The following is an 18,954-nucleotide window of genomic DNA, read 5'->3' on the forward strand; positions in this document are numbered from 1 at the left end:
CAATATTGAGTTGCTTATAATGAGTCTTAGTGAAAACTATTTTAATCGAATATACTCAAAGATTAAGTGTTAAATAAATAACGGAGGATATATGAAAAATACGATGATTTTAGGTTCATGCTTACTGGCCTTTGTGCTTGGGGGATGCGCCAATATGACTGAAACGCAAAAGGGTACTGCTAAAGGTGCTGCGATTGGCGCTGGTACTGGTGCCGTGATCGGTGCGATTGCTGGCAAAGGTAAAGGTGCTGCGATTGGTGCTGCTGTTGGTGCGGGTGTGGGTGCCGTAGCTGGTAATGTATGGACTAAACGCCAAGAAGAACAAAAAAGACAAATGGAAGAAGCAACGGCAGGCACTGGCGTAGGTGTGACGCAAACAGCGGATAACCGTCTAAAACTGGATATCCCTAGCGATATTTCTTTTGACGTGGGTCGTGCTGATATCAAGTCAAATTTCAGAACCGTGCTAGATACTTTTGCGACTAGTTTAGTGAAAAATCCAGCAAGTAATGTAACCGTTATCGGCCATACAGATAGCACTGGTAGTGACGCTGTTAACAATCCATTATCATTGAATCGTGCTGCAAGCGTTCGTGACTATGTTGTCGCACGTGGCGTACAGTCAAGTCGAATAGTGATTGATGGTCGTGGTTCTCGCGAGCCTTTGGTGTCTAATGATACAGCTGCGAATAGAGCAAAAAATCGTCGCGTAGAGATTTTCGTCGCAGAGCCCGCTAATTAACAAACAATTTAATTTATTAAAAAATTGTGATTTAAAGTACTAAACAAAGCCGGCAAATATGCCGGCTTTGTTTTTGAAGTCGATATTTTTAAGAAGGTGATCGGATGTTAAAGTGAGGGCTAAATTGAGATTCTCTAAAGGGTTAACCCAAATTTGATTTCAAGTATCACTACAGGCTTTGTTATACTAATCAAAATTAAAGAATTATCATATATAAAGGTATGATACGAAACATGATTGAATCAAAGCAAAAACCATCTCGTCGTAATTCAGATTCGCCATCTTTGCGTGAGCGAGGCATTTATTTGCTGCCTAATTTATTTACCTCGGCTGCTCTGTTTGCTGGGTTTTACGCGATTGTACAGGCGATGAACGGCAACTTTGAGCTAGCTGCAATTGCAATTTTTATTGCGATGGTGATGGATGGCCTGGATGGACGTGTTGCGCGTATGACAAATACGCAAAGTGCTTTTGGTGCGGAATACGATAGCTTGTCAGATATGGTGTCGTTTGGTGTGGCGCCAGCCCTTATTTTGTATGTTTGGGCACTGAAACCTTTAGGTAAGCTAGGATGGCTGGCTGCTTTTATCTATTGTGCTTGCGCAGCACTTAGACTTGCGAGATTTAACACTAAGCTAGATGATGTTAATCAAGATAAGCGTTATTTCCAAGGCTTGCCTAGCCCTGCCGCTGCTGCTTTGTTAGCAGGTTTTGTGTGGGTGTCTTATGAGTATGGCGTGAGTGGTCGTGATGTGTTTTTTGGTGTACTTAAAATGAAGTGGATGGCGTGGTGTATCACTGTATTTGCTGGGGCTTCTATGGTGAGTGACCTGCGTTATTACAGCGGTAAAGATATTAATTTAAAAGCTAGTGTGCCATTTTTTGTGATTCTAGGCATTATGTTAGCGTTTGTGCTTATTTCATATAGCCCACCAGAGGTGTTGTTTTTGATTATGACTCTCTATGCGCTTTCTGGGTATGCAATGTGGTTACGAGGTAAGTTTACGTCAATGACTGCACCCAAATAACTGGCTATATTACATAAGATTTATTGATCATCATGATAAATAAATTCAAATACTTAAGCACTTGCGAAACGCCTTAAAAAACATTATATTGCTAGTACTATGTTCAATTTAAATATTACATTTACTCAATACGCACTTCATTTTCATGCAAGTGCAGTTCTGCTGCGCAATTTATTTGCGTTACGTCTTCTTAGTTTCCTGCGCTAGTGCGCAGACTAAACACACTCAAAATTTAAGTATTACTTCGCGCATTCACTATTTTAAGTGAGTTGCCAGCTACCAGCCTGTTATTTAAAGCGGTGATAGGCTGAAATAAAATAAAACTAAGGTAATTATCATGACACAAGACCAAATTATAATTTTTGATACGACATTGCGTGATGGCGAGCAAAGCCCAGGCGCAGCAATGACCAAAGAAGAAAAAATCCGCATTGCACGCCAGTTAGAAAAGTTAGGCGTTAATGTGATTGAAGCTGGTTTTGCTGCAGCAAGCCCAGGTGATTTTGATGCGATTCACGAAATTGCAAAAATCATTAAAAACTCAACTGTCTGTTCATTAGCACGAGCTAGCGAGAATGATGTGCGCCGTGCTGGTGAGGCAATTAAGCCTGCCGCTAAAGGACGTATTCATACCTTTATTGCCACCAGCAAAATCCATATGGAAAATAAACTTCGTATGACAGAAGACCAAGTGGTTGAACGTGCAGTGCAGGCGGTGAAATGGGCATTGGAATATACGGATGATGTCGAGTTTTCAGCTGAAGATGCAGTGCGTTCAGAGATGGACTTCTTGATTCGTGTGTTTGATGCAGTGATTCAAGCTGGCGCAAAAACGATTAACGTGCCAGATACAGTAGGCTACTCTATTCCTGCACCATGGGGTGAACGTATGCGTGAGTTGATTGCACGCGTGCCAAATAGTCATAAGGTGGTGTGGTCAACACACTGCCATAATGACCTTGGCATGGCGGTTGCAAACTCATTGGCAGCTGTAATGGGGGGGGCGCGCCAAGTTGAATGTACGATTAATGGCTTGGGTGAACGTGCGGGTAATGCAAGTTTAGAGGAAGTGGTCATGGCGATAAAAACACGCAGTGACATTTTCAATTTGACAACAAGTATTGATACGACACAAATCGTTCCAACCAGCAAATTGGTTTCTTCAATTACAGGGTATCCTGTACAGCCTAACAAAGCGATTGTGGGTGCAAATGCCTTTGCACATGAATCAGGCATTCATCAAGATGGTGTGTTGAAGCATCGTGAAACTTATGAAATTATGCGCGCTGAAGATGTGGGCTGGAATGCTAATAAATTAACCTTAGGTAAATTGTCTGGTCGCAATGCATTTAGAACACGCTTGAAAGAATTGGGTATTGAGCTTGAAACTGAAGACTTGTTAAATGCCGCGTTTGCACGTTTTAAAGATTTAGCAGACAAAAAATCTGAAATTTTTGATGAAGACTTGCATGCTTTGGTGAGTGATGAGTTCGTTTCGGAAGCCACAGAGAATTATAAATTGGTGTATTTGCAAGTCGCATCGCAAACTGGCGAGGTGCCACACGCCTTGATTACAGTGAGCGACAACGGTAGCGAGAAAAAGGCTGAAGCTGATGGCGGTGGCCCTGTAGATGCATCGTTTAAAGCAATTGAGCTTATTGTGAACAGCGGGGCTGAATTGTTACTTTACTCAGTGAATAATATTACTAGTGGCACAGATGCACAGGGTGAAGTGACGGTGCGTTTATCAAAAGGTGGCCGTATTGTTAATGGGCAGGGTGCCGATACTGATATTGTTGTGGCCTCTGCGAAAGCTTATTTGAATGGTTTAAATAAATTACACAGCAAGCTAGAGCGTGCGCACCCACAAGTGTAGTTTGTGAATCTAGATGTGTTGTTGAAGCGAAGTCGGGTGAATCCATGAGTTTGTTAGGGCAAATGAAACTTCAAGCACAACAGTCGCTTGAAGAAAAAAACAATCAAGTCAAACTAAGCGCTGATTCGCTCGCTTTGCGTAATGCAAAGCTTAAAGAGGTATTTGATTATTGGCGCGAGTTCTCTGAGCTCATTAGAGTCATTGAGCCGGATTTTTCGCACGTTATTTCATTACCAAGTATAGGTGATTTGTCTGGACTGAAAGTGTCCGAACCTTTTGCTGAATATCGATACAGGCTTCTGAGTAATGAAACATTCTCTGATGATATTAGCCATGTTTCATTGTTTTATTTTTACAAAGCCCCTCAAGTTTTTAAGTTTGAGCGTGAATTAGGGATTGCACAGCGCATTAAAGATGTATTGTGGCGCTATGGGATCGTGCATACCGCGGAAGACGTAAAAAATGAGCATGCACGTGTTGCGGCTGTGTCTTTTATTATCCCTTGGCAAGTAAAAGGCTCAATATTTGTCACGCCATTGCCTGATTCAAATGTATTACACTTTTCATTAAAGAATATTGCAAAACTAGGCGAGATGGAATTAGAGATGCCGTTTGATCAAGTCGATGCGACATTCTTAGATGAGCTTTCTAAGTTGCTGCTTGGGCAAGAAAACTCTTTCTGGAAGCTTGCTAAGTTTTAGCAGTATGACAATATGCACCTGAATATGAGTCGACAATCACTGTTGATTGTTTTAGCGTTGTTTTGTACCTATTTTATTTGGGGCTCAACATACTTAGCCATTCGCTTTGGGATAGAAAGTTTTCCACCATTTTTGATGGGTGGCGTTAGGTTTACTGTTGCAGGCATCGTTTTATTTGCTGTGATGCGTTATTTGGGGGCGGCAATGCCATCTAAACAAGAGTGGCTTGGTGCCGGCGTGGTTGGCTTGTTATTGCCTGCATTAGGTAACGGGACAGTGTGCTATGTACAACAAACGGTCTCTTCAAGTGTTGCTGCATTGTCTATAGCAACTGCACCTATTTGGATGGCAATCTTTTCTTCTATTTGGGGACATAAAATCACGCCTAAAGAGTGGTTAGGCATTGCTATCGGCTTAGTTGGTATTGTGTTGTTAAATTTAGGCGGTAGTTTTGATGGTGATTTGATGAGCGCTTTTCTGCTGATATTTGCAGCCGCGAGTTGGTCTTTTGGCTCTGTGTGGGGTAAGCATTTAGCGATGCCGGAAGGACTGATGGGGGCTGCTTGTCAAATGCTTACCGGGGGGCTAGTGTTGTTGATAGTAAGCGCTTACGCTGGGGAGTCTTGGCCTGCAGAGGTTTCAGCAAGGTCTTGGGGCGCTTTATTATTTTTAATCGTATTGGGCTCACTAATTGCATATAGCGCATACCAGTACTTGCTAAAAACAGTGCGCCCGTTAGTAGCAAGCAGCAATACTTTTGTTAACCCTCTCGTGGCATTTGCTGTAGGGGTGTGGTTTGCTGCTGAGCATGTGACTATGACTGAAATGATTGCGCTCGGTGTGATTTTAGTGGGTGTTTTTTTAGTACTTTCTGTAACGAACAATAAAGATATTTAATATGAAACAAGACGTAGATTTAAAGCAAAACCTAGATTCAAAGCAAAATCTGGCACTGTTTGACTTAGATAATACTTTGCTTGCTGGTGATAGTGATTATAACTGGGGTTTGTTTTTAATTAATGAAGGTCTGTTGGATGGTAAAACTCATCAGGCGCGTAATGATCAGTTTTACCAAGATTACAAGAACGGTAATTTAGATATTTATCAATTCCTAGAGTTTCAGCTGAAACCGCTAAGTGAGCATCCTAAAACGTTTCTAGATGCTTTGCATTTGAAGTATATGGAAAAAGTCATCCGTCCTATGATGACTCAAAAAGCACAAGAGTTGGTAGATGCACACAAAGCAGCGGGAGATTTATGTGTTGTGATTACAGCAACTAATAGTTTTGTTACCAAACCAATTGCGACTGCGTATGGTATTGAGCATTTAATTGGCACAGACCCTGAAATGATTGACGGGCAATATACCGGAGGTGTGCAGGGTGTGCCAAGTTTTCAAGAGGGGAAAGTGACCCGCATTAACGATTGGCTAAAGGCGCGCGGTCAGCAATTAGGTGATTTTAGTAAGAGTTACTTTTACAGCGACTCACATAATGATTTGCCATTAATGAAACTCGTGACCAACCCAGTAGCGGTTGATGCAGACCCTACGCTTACTGCTTATGCAATCTCACATGAGTGGCCACAAATTAGTTTGCGAACTTGAACGCGAGCTAAGATTTCAGTTTTTAGTATGAACTTGATTAGTGTAAGTCATACTCACTAATCAAGTGATCAATATGCTAGTGGCCAAGAAGTATTTGTGAAACAAATTTACTACCGATATAGGCTAGTACAAGTAATAAGAAACCAGCTAAAGTCCAGCGGATTGCTTTAAGTCCGCGCCAACCATATTGATATCTGCCAAACAGCAGGCTTGCATAAATAAACCAGCTGGCTATCGAAAAAATAGTCTTATGGTTAAATTGCATTGGTTTGTGAAAAATCTCTTCAGAGAACCACATACCGCTTGCTAAAGTAATCGTGAGTAACACAAACCCAAAGCCAATCATTTTAAATAACAGGCTCTCCATCACCATTAGTGGTGGGAAATTTGGTAGTTTAATCAATGTGGTTTTATGGTGTAGGTTCCGCTCCGCAATGGCCATTAATAGAGCATGAAGTGCTGCGAAGGTGAATAAGCTATAGGCAATCATCGCCACCCAAATGTGAGCGAGAAATAGGTGGTTGCCTGACTCCGGCAGAAAGTGAGTTTCTGTAAAAAAAGCAGGTAGCAGCGAGAAAATGGCGGCAGGAGGAAGCACAAAGGCCTGTAGGCTATAAAGTTGATGGTTGCGGTCTGTGACCCAATACACTAAAACTGTTAGCCATAGAATGGCTGAAATTGATTGATAGAATCCTAAGTTGAACCCTACTGAAAAAATACTTTGATGGAGTAGCCATCCGTGAATTAGCAAGCCTAAAGCAATCATCGCAGAGTGAAGTTTTAACGCATTCAGTCTCACGGAGGCGTTGTTTTCAGGTGTTTTAGCCTCTCGCCAAAAATCAATAGCAACGGCCATGTAAATGAAGGCAACGATGAAGTAAGGGATTAAATTCTGCATAGTGCAATTATGGCGCAATTAGGATGTAAATATAATAGCTGATTTTAATAAATATGGGGTTTGTGTTGTAGGGCTGAGTATTTAGTTATTATCTACTGTCAATATTCGGCTTTAGATTAGGTATTTTCGACTATCTTTGATTTGAAAATGTATTGATAGGATAGGCCTGTCGCTTGATGTAAAATTGAACCTTAGATTATTAGTAAGAGTATAAATATGCTAGAAAATTTGACTGGACGCCTGCAAGGTGTCATTAAAAATTTACGTGGGCAAGCACGCTTAACAGAAGAAAATATTGCAGATGCGATGCGTGAAGTACGTATGGCCTTGCTAGAGGCAGACGTTGCTCTGCCTGTGGTGAAAGATTTTATTGCTGCAGTTAAGTTGCGGGCACAGGGTAAAGAAGTTCTACAAAGTTTAACACCAGGTCAGGCTGTGATTGAGGTTGTGAACGATGAACTGACGTCGCTGATGGGTAAAGCGAACGAAGGTCTGAATTTAGCTGCTGTAGCTCCTGCTATTATTTTAATGGCAGGTTTGCAGGGTTCAGGTAAAACCACCACCTCTGCAAAGCTTGCAAAATTATTAAAAGAACAAAAAAAGAAAGTATTGTTAGCGAGTGCTGACGTGTATCGGCCAGCTGCGATTGAGCAGTTAAAAACGTTGGCCAAGCAGTTGGAGGTTGAGTGTTTTGACAGTAACGCGAATCAAGCGCCACTTGATATTGCCACTGCGACTTTAGATTTTGCCAAACGTGGATATTACGATGTAGTGATTTTCGATACAGCAGGTCGCTTAGGTATTGATGAAGCCATGATGGCCGAAATTAAAGCGTTGCATGCTTTCTTGAATCCGATTGAAACCTTGTTTGTGGTTGATGCCATGCAAGGGCAAGACGCCATTAATACGGCAAAAGCCTTTGGTGATACCTTACCCTTGACGGGCATTGTTTTAACGAAGCTAGATGGCGACTCACGCGGTGGTGCTGCATTGTCGGTGCGTCATGTCACTGGTAAGCCTATTAAATATATTGGCGTCAGTGAAAAAGTGGATGGTCTTGAGCCATTTTATCCGGATCGTATGGCGTCGCGTATCCTTGGCATGGGTGATGTGCTCGGCCTGATTGAGCAGGCGCATAAAAACGTAGATTTGGCTGAGGCGCAAAAACTAGCTGATAAGGTTAAGTCAGGTAAGAATTTTGATTTAGATGACTTTAAAGCGCAAATGTCACAAATGCGAAAAATGGGCGGCATGGGCGTGCTGATGGATAAAATGCCATCGCAGATTGCGGGCATGGCTGCCAAAGTGAACCCAGATGATGCAGATAAGAGCATTCGACGAATTGAAGGCATTATTAATAGCATGACCCCGCTTGAGCGTCGTAAACCTGAAATTATTAAAGCAACACGTAAAAAGCGTATTGCAGACGGTTCTGGCGTGCAAGTACAAGAAGTGAACCGCTTATTGAAGCAGTTTGAAGAAACACAGAAAATGATGAAAATGTTTAGCAAGGGCGGCATGGCAAAAATGATGCGTAGCATGGGTGGCTTGATGGGCGGTAAACTTCCCGGAATGCGTTAATGTCTTAGATTGGATAAATTGGCGAATTTGCTAACTCTTGTTAAAACAGTCTCTTACGCAAAACCGTCAATCTTTTTACAAAATAATTAAGTTATTTGCAAATTTGTCATTGACCATCCCTATAGTTTCTAGCATAATGGCGACCTTTCGTAAGTAGCACAATTAATTACGAAATGAATGGGGTGTTAGCTCAGCTGGTAGAGCAGCGGACTTTTAATCCGTTTGTCGTGGGTTCGATCCCCGCACACCCTACCAAGATATATAAGGCTTAATCAGAAATGATTAAGCCTTTTTCTTTTGTATTGACGCTTCATTGAATATCATTATCTAGTTCTTACAGCTTTTTAATTTGGTTGCTAAACATCAGTGAAACCTGACAATACGAAATCTGAATTGCACCCTCGTAACCCACATCGGGAGCGTTACGACTTCGATCTGCTTGTTCAGGCTAGCTCAGCATTGGCTCCTTATGTGAAATTGAACAAGTATGGTGATGCTTCTATCGATTTTTCTGATGCTAAGGCTGTTAAGGCGCTGAATCAAGCGTTGCTCAAACAGTTTTATCAGGTGCTTGTTTGGGATATCCCTGAGCAGTATCTTTGTCCGCCAATTCCTGGACGTGCAGATTATTTACATTACATCGCAGATTTGCTTGCAAGAGATCATGCTGGTGTTGTGCCGCAAGGGACATCAGTGCGTGTGCTGGACGTAGGTGTGGGCGCCAATATGATTTACCCGCTGTTAGGTACACGCGAGTACCGATGGCGGTTTGTAGGGGCGGATATTGATGCGAAGGCTTTGGATAACGCACAGCAAATTGTGAATGCGAATTCGCTCTCTAACGTGATTGATCTGCGATTGCAACTTTCAAAAGCATCAGTCTTTAAAGGTGTCATTAAGCAAGGTGAGAAGTTTGCACTAACAATGTGCAATCCACCTTTTCATGGGTCTTTAGAAGAGGCGCAAGCTGGCACAGCGCGTAAGTGGCGTGGTTTAGATAAGCATTTTGCTAAACGCGTGTCAAATGAAAAGTCTCCAATGTTGAATTTTGGCGGGCAAAATGCCGAGCTCTATTGCGAGGGTGGTGAAGAGGCCTTTGTTGCTACCATGATAAGTGAAAGTAAGCTGTTCGCAGGACAATGTGTTTGGTTTACTACCTTGATTTCAAAAGCGGCGAATTTGCCGAGTGTTTATCGTGCACTTAACAGAGTGAATGCATTAGAGGTAATCACGATTGAAATGTCACAGGGCCAAAAGAGAAGTCGTATTGTTGCTTGGACATTTTTAAATGCCAGCCAACAACGGGCTTTCTAATTTTATATATTACAGCTTGCTTGAAATAATTCAGGGTGATGGTTTTTCACAAAATTTGCAAAGTCATCTGGGGAGAGCGGTTTAGAGAAGAGGTACCCCTGAAACATATCTGCGCCATACTGACAGCATAGGCGTGCTTGTTCTATTGTTTCAACGCCTTCAACAATCACATCGAGGTCTAGGCTTTTTGCTAGGGTGATAATCGCTTTTAATACGCGACAATCTGGTGGGCTATCGGGTACATTTTGTACAAATGAGCGATCAACTTTTAGGATTGATGCAGGTAGCCATTTTAGATAGGCCATTGACGAATACCCTGTACCAAAATCGTCAATCGCGACGTTGACGCCGAACGTTTTGAGCTTGTTTAGAATAGTGGATGTTTTGTCAAAGTCTGACACTAAAACACCTTCCGTCACTTCTATTGATAGACAGTTGCCAGTTAAGCCTGCGTTGTCTAAATCTGATTTAATTGAGGTCTGAAAGCTTTCGTCTTTTAGCGATTGCTCCCCTGCGTTAATCGCTAAACAGAAGTCTTGATCTACTATGTTATTTGACCGCCACGCGGCTAATTGCTGACATGCTGAACGTCTACTCGCTGAGTCTATTTCAGATAAAAATCCTAGCTCCTCTACATCGTCTAGAAAGGCGATTGGTGCTAGGATGCCTCTTGTTGGGTGATTCCAGCGTAGAAGCATTTCAGCGCCACAAATATTAAAATTTTTCGCATCAATCACTGGTTGGTAATATTGTAATAATTGACGCTGGAGTGTGCCTGACCGTAATTGCTGCTCGAGTGAGATTTTGTTCATCACGCGCTCTTGCAAGCCCTCAGTGAAAAAGTGGAAGCCATTTCTTCCAAGTTGTTTAACGTGATACATCGCTAGATCTGCATGTTTAAGCATGTCTTCAGCAGTTTGTGCGCATTTTGGATAGGTCGAAATGCCAATGCTGCAGGAAATAAAGTGTTGTGTATTTGAGAGCGTAATAGGATTATTTAGACTGTCCTTGATGCGCTGTGCAAGTATGCCTATTGATGTTTCAACTTCTACATCATGAACAAGTATTGCAAACTCATCACCGCCAAGCCTGCATACAATGTCGCCCTCACGGATGACGGTTTGTAATATATTGGCCACTTGTTGCAAGAGTTTATCTCCTACGTCATGACCCAGACTGTCATTGATGAGTTTGAAATTATCGATATCTAGAAAGAGTAGTCCGACTTTGCTTTCAGTACGCTGTGCTCGAAGGATTGCAGTGCGCAAAGACTCTTCAAAAGAGTATCTATTTGATAGACCTGTCATTGGGTCATTTTCAGCTAAGAACTTTAGTCTGGCATATGTTTCCATCAACTGTTGGTTCAGTGCATGACGCGCCTGAGCGTGTACTAAGGCTTTAGTTAAGTGCCGCTGTGATAGCTCTTGTTTCAGTAAAAAGTCTTGTGCGCCTGCAACAATGCAATCTCGTTCAATCATTTCATCATCAGCAATGCCCGTTAAAATAACAACGGCAGCATGTTTGCTGGCATGATTGGTAAGTTTGCTCAATACATCAAGACATTCCATATCTGGCAACCGATAATCAAGTAGCACAACATCGAACGTACTCTCTTCAAACAACTTTAACGCAGAAACAGCGGTGCTTGCATGCACAATATCTTTGATTAGTTTAGGACTTTGTAGCACGCGGACAACAGCCATCCGATCTAGCTCATCATCGTCAACAAGTAGTAATCTCATGTTTACTCCTTAGTTACTGGCAGTTCTACTAATCTCCAGTAATGTTCAATCAAGCCAATCACTTCAAGAAAGTCTCTATCCATGTGCTGTTTGAGTACATAACCTGCAACGTGCTCACGATAGGCTGCCACTAGATCTTCATCAGATTTTGATGTGGTGAGGACAAATACAACGGCATGCGTTAGCAGTGGGTCAGTGCGCAACACTTGCAGAAACTCTAAGCCTCCCATGCGCGGCATGTTTAGATCGAGCAAGATGATGTAGGGGGCAGGAATGACACCGGCGCGAAGCAAATCTAATGCCTCTTGACCATCTCTAGCTCGATGAACTGTATTAAGTAACCTAAGCTTTCGTAGCGCTCGCTCTAAGGCGATGGCATCAATATCATCATCGTCTACTACCAGTAGAGTGACTTCTTTATAGTTTTGCTTGAGCGTTGTTTGCAATGGACACCTTCCCGTCTATTTTAATCGGCCAAGTGAAATTGATGCTAGTACCACGATTACCATCAGACACGATGCTAGTTCGACCACCATAGGTTTCTATAATTTTTTTGACGAGCGCTAGCCCCATGCCACTTCCCTCAACTTCATCCCGAGGTCGCAATGTCTGAAACATAACAAATACACGGTTGTGATATGCGGGTGGAATGCCTGGGCCATCATCTGTTACGCTGAACTCGTAGTAGTCTTTATTTTTAACTTGCCATCCCAAGTGGATGTTGCCAGTTGAGCGGTCATGATGCTTGATTGCATTGGTAAAAAGATTACGAAGCACTTGTTCTAATGGTGTTGCAAGTGTGGTGAAAACAGGGAGGTCGTCAGCGATAGTCAGTTTGAATCCATCGGGAGGCGTTTGCATCTCAAAAATATTTTGAGCCAGCATCCCAAGGTCTATTTGACTAATGCCCCCCTCTAGCCTGCCTGCGCGTGAATAAGCAAGTAAATCATCTAACAGGTGCTCCATTCGTAGTAGTCGCCCGCGCAGTAAATCCATGTGGCTTGGGATAGACGTCGCATTTCCATTGCCTAGATCCTCCTCAATCCATTGTGATATTTGGAAGATACCCCGTAATGGTGATTTAAGGTCGTGTGATGCAACATAGGCAAACGTTGCTAGCTCTTTGTTACTTCGCTCCAGCTCTTCATGATGTTCGGCAAGCTTTTCACTTGCTTTTACGCGCGCAGAAATGTCGGTAATGGCTGACAGCACTTTAATGCCGTCTTCTGTTTCAATCGGATTCAGGCCAACTTCTACTGGAAACTCACTGCCATCCTTGTGGCGACCAAATAAGTCTCGACCAATACCCATTGCTCTTGGTTGTAAATCAGAAAAGAATGAAGCCCGATGTTGCGGGTGGTGATGCCGGAAACGTTCAGGAAGCAGGTAGTCAATGGATTGACCTAATAACTCCGCTCTACTATAGCCAAAGATTTTCTCTGCCTGTGTGTTCACCATTTCTATGAGGCCAGATTTATCCACCATGACCATGGCATTCGGTGCCGCTTCGACTACCAAGCGGAAGCGTTCTTCCATGCGTTTACGCGCTGAGATATCGGTAATGGCTGACAGCACTTTAATGCCGTCTTCTGTTTCAATAGGATTCAGGCCAACTTCTACTGGAAACTCGCTACCATCCTTGCGGCGACCGTACAAGTCACGTCCGATGCCCATTGCTCTTGGCTGTAAGTCTGAAAAGAATGAAGCACGATGCTGTGGGTGGTGATGTCGGAAACGTTCAGGAAGCAGGCAGTCAATCGATTGCCCTAAGAGCTCAGCACGATTGTAGCCAAAGATTTTCTCAGCCTGCGTGTTCACCATTTCTATGAGGCCAGACTTACCGACCAAGACCATGGCATTAGGCGCCGCTTCGACTATCTGACGAAAGCGGTCATCCGTGCGCTTCATATCACGACTATCATTAGTCATGATATAGGCTTCGTTTTATTGTATTTGCTCACCAGATTGCCACTCCTAAACCCCTACCAATGGTATGGGTTTTATTCATGTGAATCATAGGGTTATCATAAAACTTTATTCTTAAATAAGATATAAGATTTAATTGGATACATCATTTTATTTAATTTTTTTTGATATCAAATATGGAATATATCTATATTCAATAGCAAGAGAATGTAGATAACAACACGCTCAATTTTAAGATTAAATCTAGCTTCTTAAGCCTAAATTAAGTAACGCAAAAAGCAAAAATATTGCTAGAGAGTAGGCTTTTGGAAAATTAAGCTGTTGCTAATGCAAAGCTCATCTATTACATAGACGATAAAATCGTAAGTATTATGTAGTAACAAGACTGCGGGTATCACCCATGTGCGGCAATCTGGTTTCGGTAAGGGTGCATGTGTCTAAATTTTTCATGTGCCACTTAATTTAAGTCGGATCAAATCAGTTAATATGTGTCCCCACTACACTTGGCTTGTCTTAAAAGGAATGCAATGTTTTTTATTGAGCTGATTCACAACACCGCTTTGCTCGTCGCGCTCACGGCCATTTATCAAATCACATTATCTCGCAATAAGAAAAATCAATTAACGCATACCTTACTATTTGGGGTTTTATTCGGCATTGCTGGTGTGATTGGCATGATGACGCCTGTTCAGTATGGTAATGGCGTGATTTTTGACGGACGATCAATTATTTTGTTTGTAGTTGGTATGTTCGGAGGTCCAATCTCGGCAATGATAAGTGCCGTGATTATTGGTGGGTTCAGAGTTTGGCTGGGTGGTGCTGGTATGTACGTGGGGGTGACCGTCATTACGGTGGCCACATTAATTGGCGTTGCCTATTACTATTATCGAAAAAGCGTGGGTGGCTCATTAAAGGCTCTTCCGCTACTGGGCGCGGGGTTACTGGTGCACGGCATTATGTTGCTACTGTTCTTATGTTTACCTGATGGCATTGGTCTTCAGGTTGATAAGGAATTGGGGCCAACCATCATGCTGTTTTACCCAGTCGCAACAATGTTGGTTTGTTTGCTCTTTCAGGATTATGAAGAGAAGGAAGTGAGTCGCGGTGAGTTGCATCGATTGGCCTACTACGACTCTTTGACTGGACTACCTAACCGCTCATTGCAGATTGACTGCCTGAATCAATCCTTATCACAATGTAAAAGTGGAGATTGCAAAGGTGCACTGATATTGCTCAATCTGGACCGCTTTAAAACGCTCAATGATGCGCGTGGGCATGCTGTTGGCGATATGTTGCTATGTTTAGTAGCAGACCGCCTCAAGCCTCTGATTGAGGCGGAGGGTGTGCTGGCAAGAATGTCTGCAGATGAATTTGCTGTGTTAATTAAAAACAATACAAGCCATCCCCTTGATATAGATGCTGCTGCACATCAGTTGGCAGATAAGATTCAAATTGCTTTGAAGTTTCCCATTCAGCTAGGTGAAGATGAGATATCAGCTTCCAGTAGCATAGGCATTGCTACCTTTCCAATCAATACAGAAGATAAAGCTGGTGATGTGTTTCGTCGTGCAGATACGGCCATGCATCGAGCTAAGCAGAATGGTGGAAACCAGAGCATTATGTTTGAGCAGTCGATGGCAAGTGTGGCTGAGCAGCGCTTCAAAATCGAGCGTGAACTGCGTATGGCGATACCTGCTGGTGAGTTGATGCTCTATCTACAGTCGCAGGTGAATGCTGCTGGTATGGTTGTTGGTGCAGAGGCATTAGTGCGTTGGCAACACCCTGAACGAGGCTTAGTGCCCCCTTCTTTATTTATTCCTGTGGCCGAAGAGACTGATTTGATTGTAGATGTGGATGTTTGGGTGCTCACTCAAACTTGCCGAATCTTGGCTGGGCAAGATGTTTACAGTTTGCCGCTGAGAATTTCTGTCAATATTAGTCCAAGACATTTCCGCCAGCGTGGTTTTGTTGCCAGCATTAAAAAGATTCTTGCTGACACTGGCGCAGACCCAACACACTTAACGCTTGAGGTAACTGAGGGATTGGTGATTGATAATATTAGTGAAGTGATTTCTAAAATGACGGAACTTACTTTATTAGGGATTCATTTCTCGCTTGATGATTTTGGTACAGGATATTCTTCACTAAGTCATTTAAAGCGCCTTCCGATTCATGAATTAAAGATCGATAAAACCTTTGTTCAGGATGCGCCAACTGACCCAGATGATGCTGCTCTGGTTGAGTCTGTGTTGGCAATTGCTAAACACATGAAATTAAACGTGGTGGCTGAAGGTGTTGAAACTCAAGAGCAGGCTGAATTTTTGAATGCAAGAGCAGAGGTGATTCATCAAGGTTACTTATATAGTAAACCTGAGCCTTCAACAAGCTGGATTAAAAACCTAATTAAACCCTAAATGTGGACTAAACCATCAAATATGGTGTTGATTTGTTGGAAAATCGCTCACATAAATAATGAACTGCCCTTAAAAGTAGGTTAAAAACTAAAAATAGTGCAGAATGTGTCTAGTTTTATATCTAGGTAAATGCCAGTGTTTGGCCATATATGAGTGGTAACTTATTTTTAGTTTTTGTCGCATTTCTTTTAGTAATTCTTAATGGGTTTTTTGTTGCGGCCGAATTCGGCCTGGTTAAGTTACGTAGTACCCGTGTACGAGCTATTGCCAAAAATTTAGGCTGGCGGGGACGTATGCTAGCCAAAGTGCACGGTAGTTTAGATGAGTATCTTTCAGCATGTCAGTTAGGCATTACCCTTGCCTCATTAGGACTAGGTTGGGTTGGTGAGCCAGCCTTTGCGGCGCTGATTGAGCCGGCATTGTCCCAAATTGGAATAACAAGTCAAAAATTGATTCACGGCATTGCCTTCGTCATTGCTTTTTTCACTATTTCATATCTACATATCGTTTTAGGTGAGTTGGTTCCTAAAACGTTAGCGATTCGCATGGCTGAGCGCGTTGGACTCTGGACGGCACCTGCGTTGTATGCTTTTTATTGGATTATGTTTCCAGCGATTTGGTTGCTCAACAAAAGTTCTGCTGTGGTGATTGCCACTTTAAAGCTGAAAGCTAAAGACGGGCATGATGCGCAGTATTCGCCTGAAGAGTTGAAGTTGATACTTAGAAGCTCCCGTCCTACAGAGCAATTTAACTCGACTGAGTGGAAAGTGATAGCGCAGGCTATTGATTTCAGAGCGCTTAAAGTATCAGACTTAATGCACCCATTCCAAGATGCTGCAGTATTGCTAGAAAGCGAGTCTTTTAAAACTAATTTAGCGCGTATTGCACAACATCGTTATAGTCGTTACCCATTTATAGCAAATGATGGTCAAGTAAAGGGAATTGTTCATATTAAAGATCTCTTTATCGCATTAAGCAAGGATGTCAACTTTACTGACATACAAAGCTTACTGCGTCCTGTGAAGTTGGTTTCTCCAGATATTTTCGCCACGGAGTTGTTCCGTCAGCTCCAGCAAGGTGCGCCACATTTAACGATTGTTGCTTATGAAAATAACCCTCCGATTGGATTTATTACCTTAGATAACTTGCTGACTGCATTGGTTGGCGATATTCGCGATGAGTTTAGGCAGTCGCAAAGTGAATGGACAAAGCTTGATGATGGATCGTTGTTAGGTAAAGGCACTATTCCCATTAATACCTTGGAGCGTACGCTGGGCATCGATATTGAGTCGGTAGAAGCTGATACTGTGGCAGGGTTGGTACTTTGGAAGCTTGCAGAGTTGCCTAAAGAGGGTCAGCGCATCGAGTTTGATCAGTTTGTTGTGGTAATCAAAAAAATGGCCGGTCCACGTATTGTGCTCGTAAGGGTTTACCCAAAAAGTGAGTCGCAACAATCAATCCATTAATCTACCTTAATGAGGTTTGGCATTTGCATCTTTTTAGCGTGACTTGGCGAAGTTAAACTTACTCGCCACCTCTGCAATATTTTCACCAAAGAGTTTTGCTGTTTCTAGGTCACCGATATTCACTTCTGCTACGTCAGCATCTGAAGGGGTTTGCATCATTGCGCCAGCAAATGATCCTATATAGTTAACGTCATCCCGCTTTGCGGCTTTTGTGTTCGATGGCATTAACCCTGTGCCGACCCAAATCCCAGAGTGTTGCATTGCTAATGTAATAAAGTAATGAATCGTTGAATGTTTATCACCGTTCATGCTGGCGGAGTTAGTAAAGCCACCGAATATTTTGTTTCTCCATTGCTGTGTAAACCAAGCTTTAGATGAGGCGTCGGCAAACTTCTTGAACTGCCAAGTGACTGTTCCCATGTAGGTGGGCGAGCCAAAAATAATGGCATCTGCCTGATGGAGCGTTTCCCATTCAGCATCTGTGATATTCCCTTCAGCGTCAATGCTAATTAACGTAGCGTTTGCTCCTTTGGCTACCGACTCTGCTTGTTTCATTGTGTGGCCATAGCCACTATAAAACACTACCGCTACTTTTGTCATTTCTTACTCCTTATTTTCAATCTATTTATTTTTTGCGCTTGCAAATCACGATTGATGGATTGATTAACCAATTTATCCAAAATTTTATTAATTTGTGGCGCTATCACTAATATTGATATAAATACGATTGGCCATGCCGTAATAAACGATGAAAGCCATATACTTAAAAAATTAATCATCGACTCCTGTCGAATATAAGTTATTGCTGCCGACACTGTGAGCGCTGTACTGAACGACATCAGTACAGCAAATATTAATCCTCTGTATTGGTTGGAAATGCTTACCAAGGTAAGGTGTCTCCCTCATGGAAAAAGCCGCCAGTAGGGCCATCATTAGGCAATGTAGCTAAGCGCACGGATGTTTTATAGCTGTCCTCGATTTCCATCGGTGCATTTGTGCCGCCTAGCGCTGTTTTAACCCAGCCAGGATGTGCCGAGTTAACTTTTATGCCGCTACCTTTCAACTCGCTTGCTAAGTGAATGGTATATGCGTTCAAGGCAGTTTTTGACGCATTGTAAGCAAATGCTTTTGCAGGATCTATTGGAGAGTTTTCCATGCTATGCAAAGTTAATGAACCTAGGATGCTAGATAAATTAACGATTCGACCAGCATCTGATTTTTTAATTAAAGGTAATAGTTTTTGCGTTAATGAAATAACGGCAAATAAATTAGTATTGAATGTATGGTTAAGTGTCTCTTGGCTGATAGAGCTACTGGTGTTCTTACCCATAATACCTTCAAGAAGAATGCCGGCATTGTTAACTAAAATATCCAATTTTCCATATTGATTATTTAAGTAGTTAAATACTTCGTCATTCGTTGCCTGATCATCAGCATCGTAATGAACAATGTCAGCTTTAATTCCTTGTGCTATCAGTGACTCTAAGGCTATTTGGCTTTTAGACACGCTTCGTACGCCCAACACAACAGTTATTCCTAACTCACCTAACTTTTTAGCAGTTTCAAAGCCAATACCACGATTTGCGCCTGTAATGAATGCAACTTTCCCTTGATGTGATGCCATGATAATTTTCCTTGTTTAAATAATGTAATCCAAGTT

Annotated in this window: 17 protein-coding genes and 1 tRNA gene; 11 read left to right on the top strand and 7 right to left on the bottom strand. The window is 42.4% G+C overall.

The features are described from left to right. Nucleotides 1–91: 91 nt before the first annotated feature. From A391_RS0103525 to A391_RS0103550, 6 genes are all read left to right on the top strand, one after another. The gene (locus A391_RS0103525; protein WP_019897386.1) at nucleotides 92–742 is read left to right on the top strand and encodes an OmpA family protein; all 651 of its coding nucleotides are present in this window, start codon (nucleotides 92–94) and stop codon (nucleotides 740–742) included. Between the two features lie 233 nt (nucleotides 743–975). Then, complete coding sequence (pssA, locus tag A391_RS0103530) at nucleotides 976–1,770, top strand: CDP-diacylglycerol--serine O-phosphatidyltransferase (protein ID WP_029143969.1); 795 nt, start codon at nucleotides 976–978, stop codon at nucleotides 1,768–1,770. 337 nt (nucleotides 1,771–2,107) lie between these two features. After that, nucleotides 2,108–3,646 (top strand): 2-isopropylmalate synthase, encoded by a 1,539-nt coding sequence (locus tag A391_RS0103535; protein ID WP_019897388.1) that lies wholly within the window; start codon nucleotides 2,108–2,110, stop codon nucleotides 3,644–3,646. A gap of 44 nt (nucleotides 3,647–3,690) precedes the next feature. After that, nucleotides 3,691–4,347, top strand: a complete 657-nt coding sequence (locus A391_RS0103540; RefSeq protein ID WP_019897389.1) for a hypothetical protein — start codon at nucleotides 3,691–3,693, stop codon at nucleotides 4,345–4,347. Nucleotides 4,348–4,359: 12 nt separating this feature from the next. Beyond that, nucleotides 4,360–5,244 (top strand): drug/metabolite exporter YedA, encoded by an 885-nt coding sequence (gene yedA, locus A391_RS0103545; RefSeq protein ID WP_019897390.1) that lies wholly within the window; start codon nucleotides 4,360–4,362, stop codon nucleotides 5,242–5,244. A gap of 1 nt (nucleotide 5,245) precedes the next feature. Continuing rightward, nucleotides 5,246–5,953 (top strand): HAD family hydrolase, encoded by a 708-nt coding sequence (locus A391_RS0103550; RefSeq protein ID WP_019897391.1) that lies wholly within the window; start codon nucleotides 5,246–5,248, stop codon nucleotides 5,951–5,953. Between the two features lie 76 nt (nucleotides 5,954–6,029). Here the strand turns inward: A391_RS0103550 and A391_RS0103555 are convergent, their stop codons facing one another. Continuing rightward, the gene (locus A391_RS0103555; protein WP_019897392.1) at nucleotides 6,030–6,851 is read right to left on the bottom strand and encodes a cytochrome C assembly family protein; all 822 of its coding nucleotides are present in this window, start codon (nucleotides 6,849–6,851) and stop codon (nucleotides 6,030–6,032) included. A gap of 216 nt (nucleotides 6,852–7,067) precedes the next feature. Here A391_RS0103555 and ffh point away from each other — a divergent pair, with 216 nt between their 5' ends. From ffh to rlmF, 3 genes are all read left to right on the top strand, one after another. Then, complete coding sequence (ffh, locus tag A391_RS0103560; RefSeq protein WP_019897393.1) at nucleotides 7,068–8,432, top strand: signal recognition particle protein; 1,365 nt, start codon at nucleotides 7,068–7,070, stop codon at nucleotides 8,430–8,432. A 179-nt stretch (nucleotides 8,433–8,611) separates the two neighbouring features. After that, a tRNA-Lys gene (locus tag A391_RS0103565) sits at nucleotides 8,612–8,687 on the top strand. 111 nt (nucleotides 8,688–8,798) lie between these two features. Beyond that, nucleotides 8,799–9,746 carry a 23S rRNA (adenine(1618)-N(6))-methyltransferase RlmF gene (gene rlmF / locus A391_RS0103570; protein WP_019897395.1) on the top strand — a complete coding sequence of 316 codons (948 nt, stop codon included), beginning with the start codon at nucleotides 8,799–8,801 and terminating at the stop codon, nucleotides 9,744–9,746. A 2-nt stretch (nucleotides 9,747–9,748) separates the two neighbouring features. Here rlmF and A391_RS0103575 read toward each other — a convergent pair whose 3' ends face one another. The 3 genes from A391_RS0103575 to A391_RS13675 are packed head-to-tail and all read right to left on the bottom strand — an operon-like array spanning nucleotide 9,749 to nucleotide 13,417. Continuing rightward, nucleotides 9,749–11,488, bottom strand: coding sequence for a putative bifunctional diguanylate cyclase/phosphodiesterase (locus A391_RS0103575; RefSeq protein WP_019897397.1), 1,740 nt, complete (start codon nucleotides 11,486–11,488; stop codon nucleotides 9,749–9,751). Between the two features lie 2 nt (nucleotides 11,489–11,490). Continuing rightward, on the bottom strand, nucleotides 11,491–11,934 hold the full coding sequence (locus A391_RS0103580) for a response regulator (RefSeq protein ID WP_019897399.1): 444 nt from the start codon (nucleotides 11,932–11,934) through the stop codon (nucleotides 11,491–11,493). Beyond that, on the bottom strand, nucleotides 11,906–13,417 hold the full coding sequence (locus A391_RS13675) for a sensor histidine kinase (RefSeq protein WP_019897400.1): 1,512 nt from the start codon (nucleotides 13,415–13,417) through the stop codon (nucleotides 11,906–11,908). The genes A391_RS0103580 and A391_RS13675 overlap by 29 nt, the downstream gene beginning before the upstream one ends. 524 nt (nucleotides 13,418–13,941) lie before the next feature. Here A391_RS13675 and A391_RS0103590 point away from each other — a divergent pair. After that, nucleotides 13,942–15,828 carry an EAL domain-containing protein gene (locus A391_RS0103590; protein ID WP_019897401.1) on the top strand — a complete coding sequence of 629 codons (1,887 nt, stop codon included), beginning with the start codon at nucleotides 13,942–13,944 and terminating at the stop codon, nucleotides 15,826–15,828. Between the two features lie 149 nt (nucleotides 15,829–15,977). Further along, nucleotides 15,978–17,294, top strand: a complete 1,317-nt coding sequence (locus A391_RS0103595) for a hemolysin family protein (protein ID WP_019897402.1) — start codon at nucleotides 15,978–15,980, stop codon at nucleotides 17,292–17,294. A gap of 33 nt (nucleotides 17,295–17,327) precedes the next feature. Here the strand turns inward: A391_RS0103595 and A391_RS0103600 are convergent, their stop codons facing one another. The 3 genes from A391_RS0103600 to A391_RS0103610 are packed head-to-tail and all read right to left on the bottom strand — an operon-like array spanning nucleotide 17,328 to nucleotide 18,918. Continuing rightward, nucleotides 17,328–17,894 (bottom strand): flavodoxin family protein, encoded by a 567-nt coding sequence (locus A391_RS0103600; RefSeq protein ID WP_019897403.1) that lies wholly within the window; start codon nucleotides 17,892–17,894, stop codon nucleotides 17,328–17,330. Next, nucleotides 17,891–18,133, bottom strand: coding sequence for a DUF2798 domain-containing protein (locus A391_RS13680; protein ID WP_051089066.1), 243 nt, complete (start codon nucleotides 18,131–18,133; stop codon nucleotides 17,891–17,893). The genes A391_RS0103600 and A391_RS13680 overlap by 4 nt, the downstream gene beginning before the upstream one ends. Nucleotides 18,134–18,174: 41 nt before the next feature. Then, a complete protein-coding gene (locus A391_RS0103610; protein ID WP_019897405.1) occupies nucleotides 18,175–18,918 on the bottom strand; it encodes an SDR family oxidoreductase in 744 nt (247 codons plus the stop codon). Between the last annotated feature and the right edge of the window lie 36 nt (nucleotides 18,919–18,954).

This window comes from Methylotenera mobilis 13 (assembly GCF_000384255.1).
Lineage (GTDB): Bacteria > Pseudomonadota > Gammaproteobacteria > Burkholderiales > Methylophilaceae > Methylotenera > Methylotenera mobilis_B.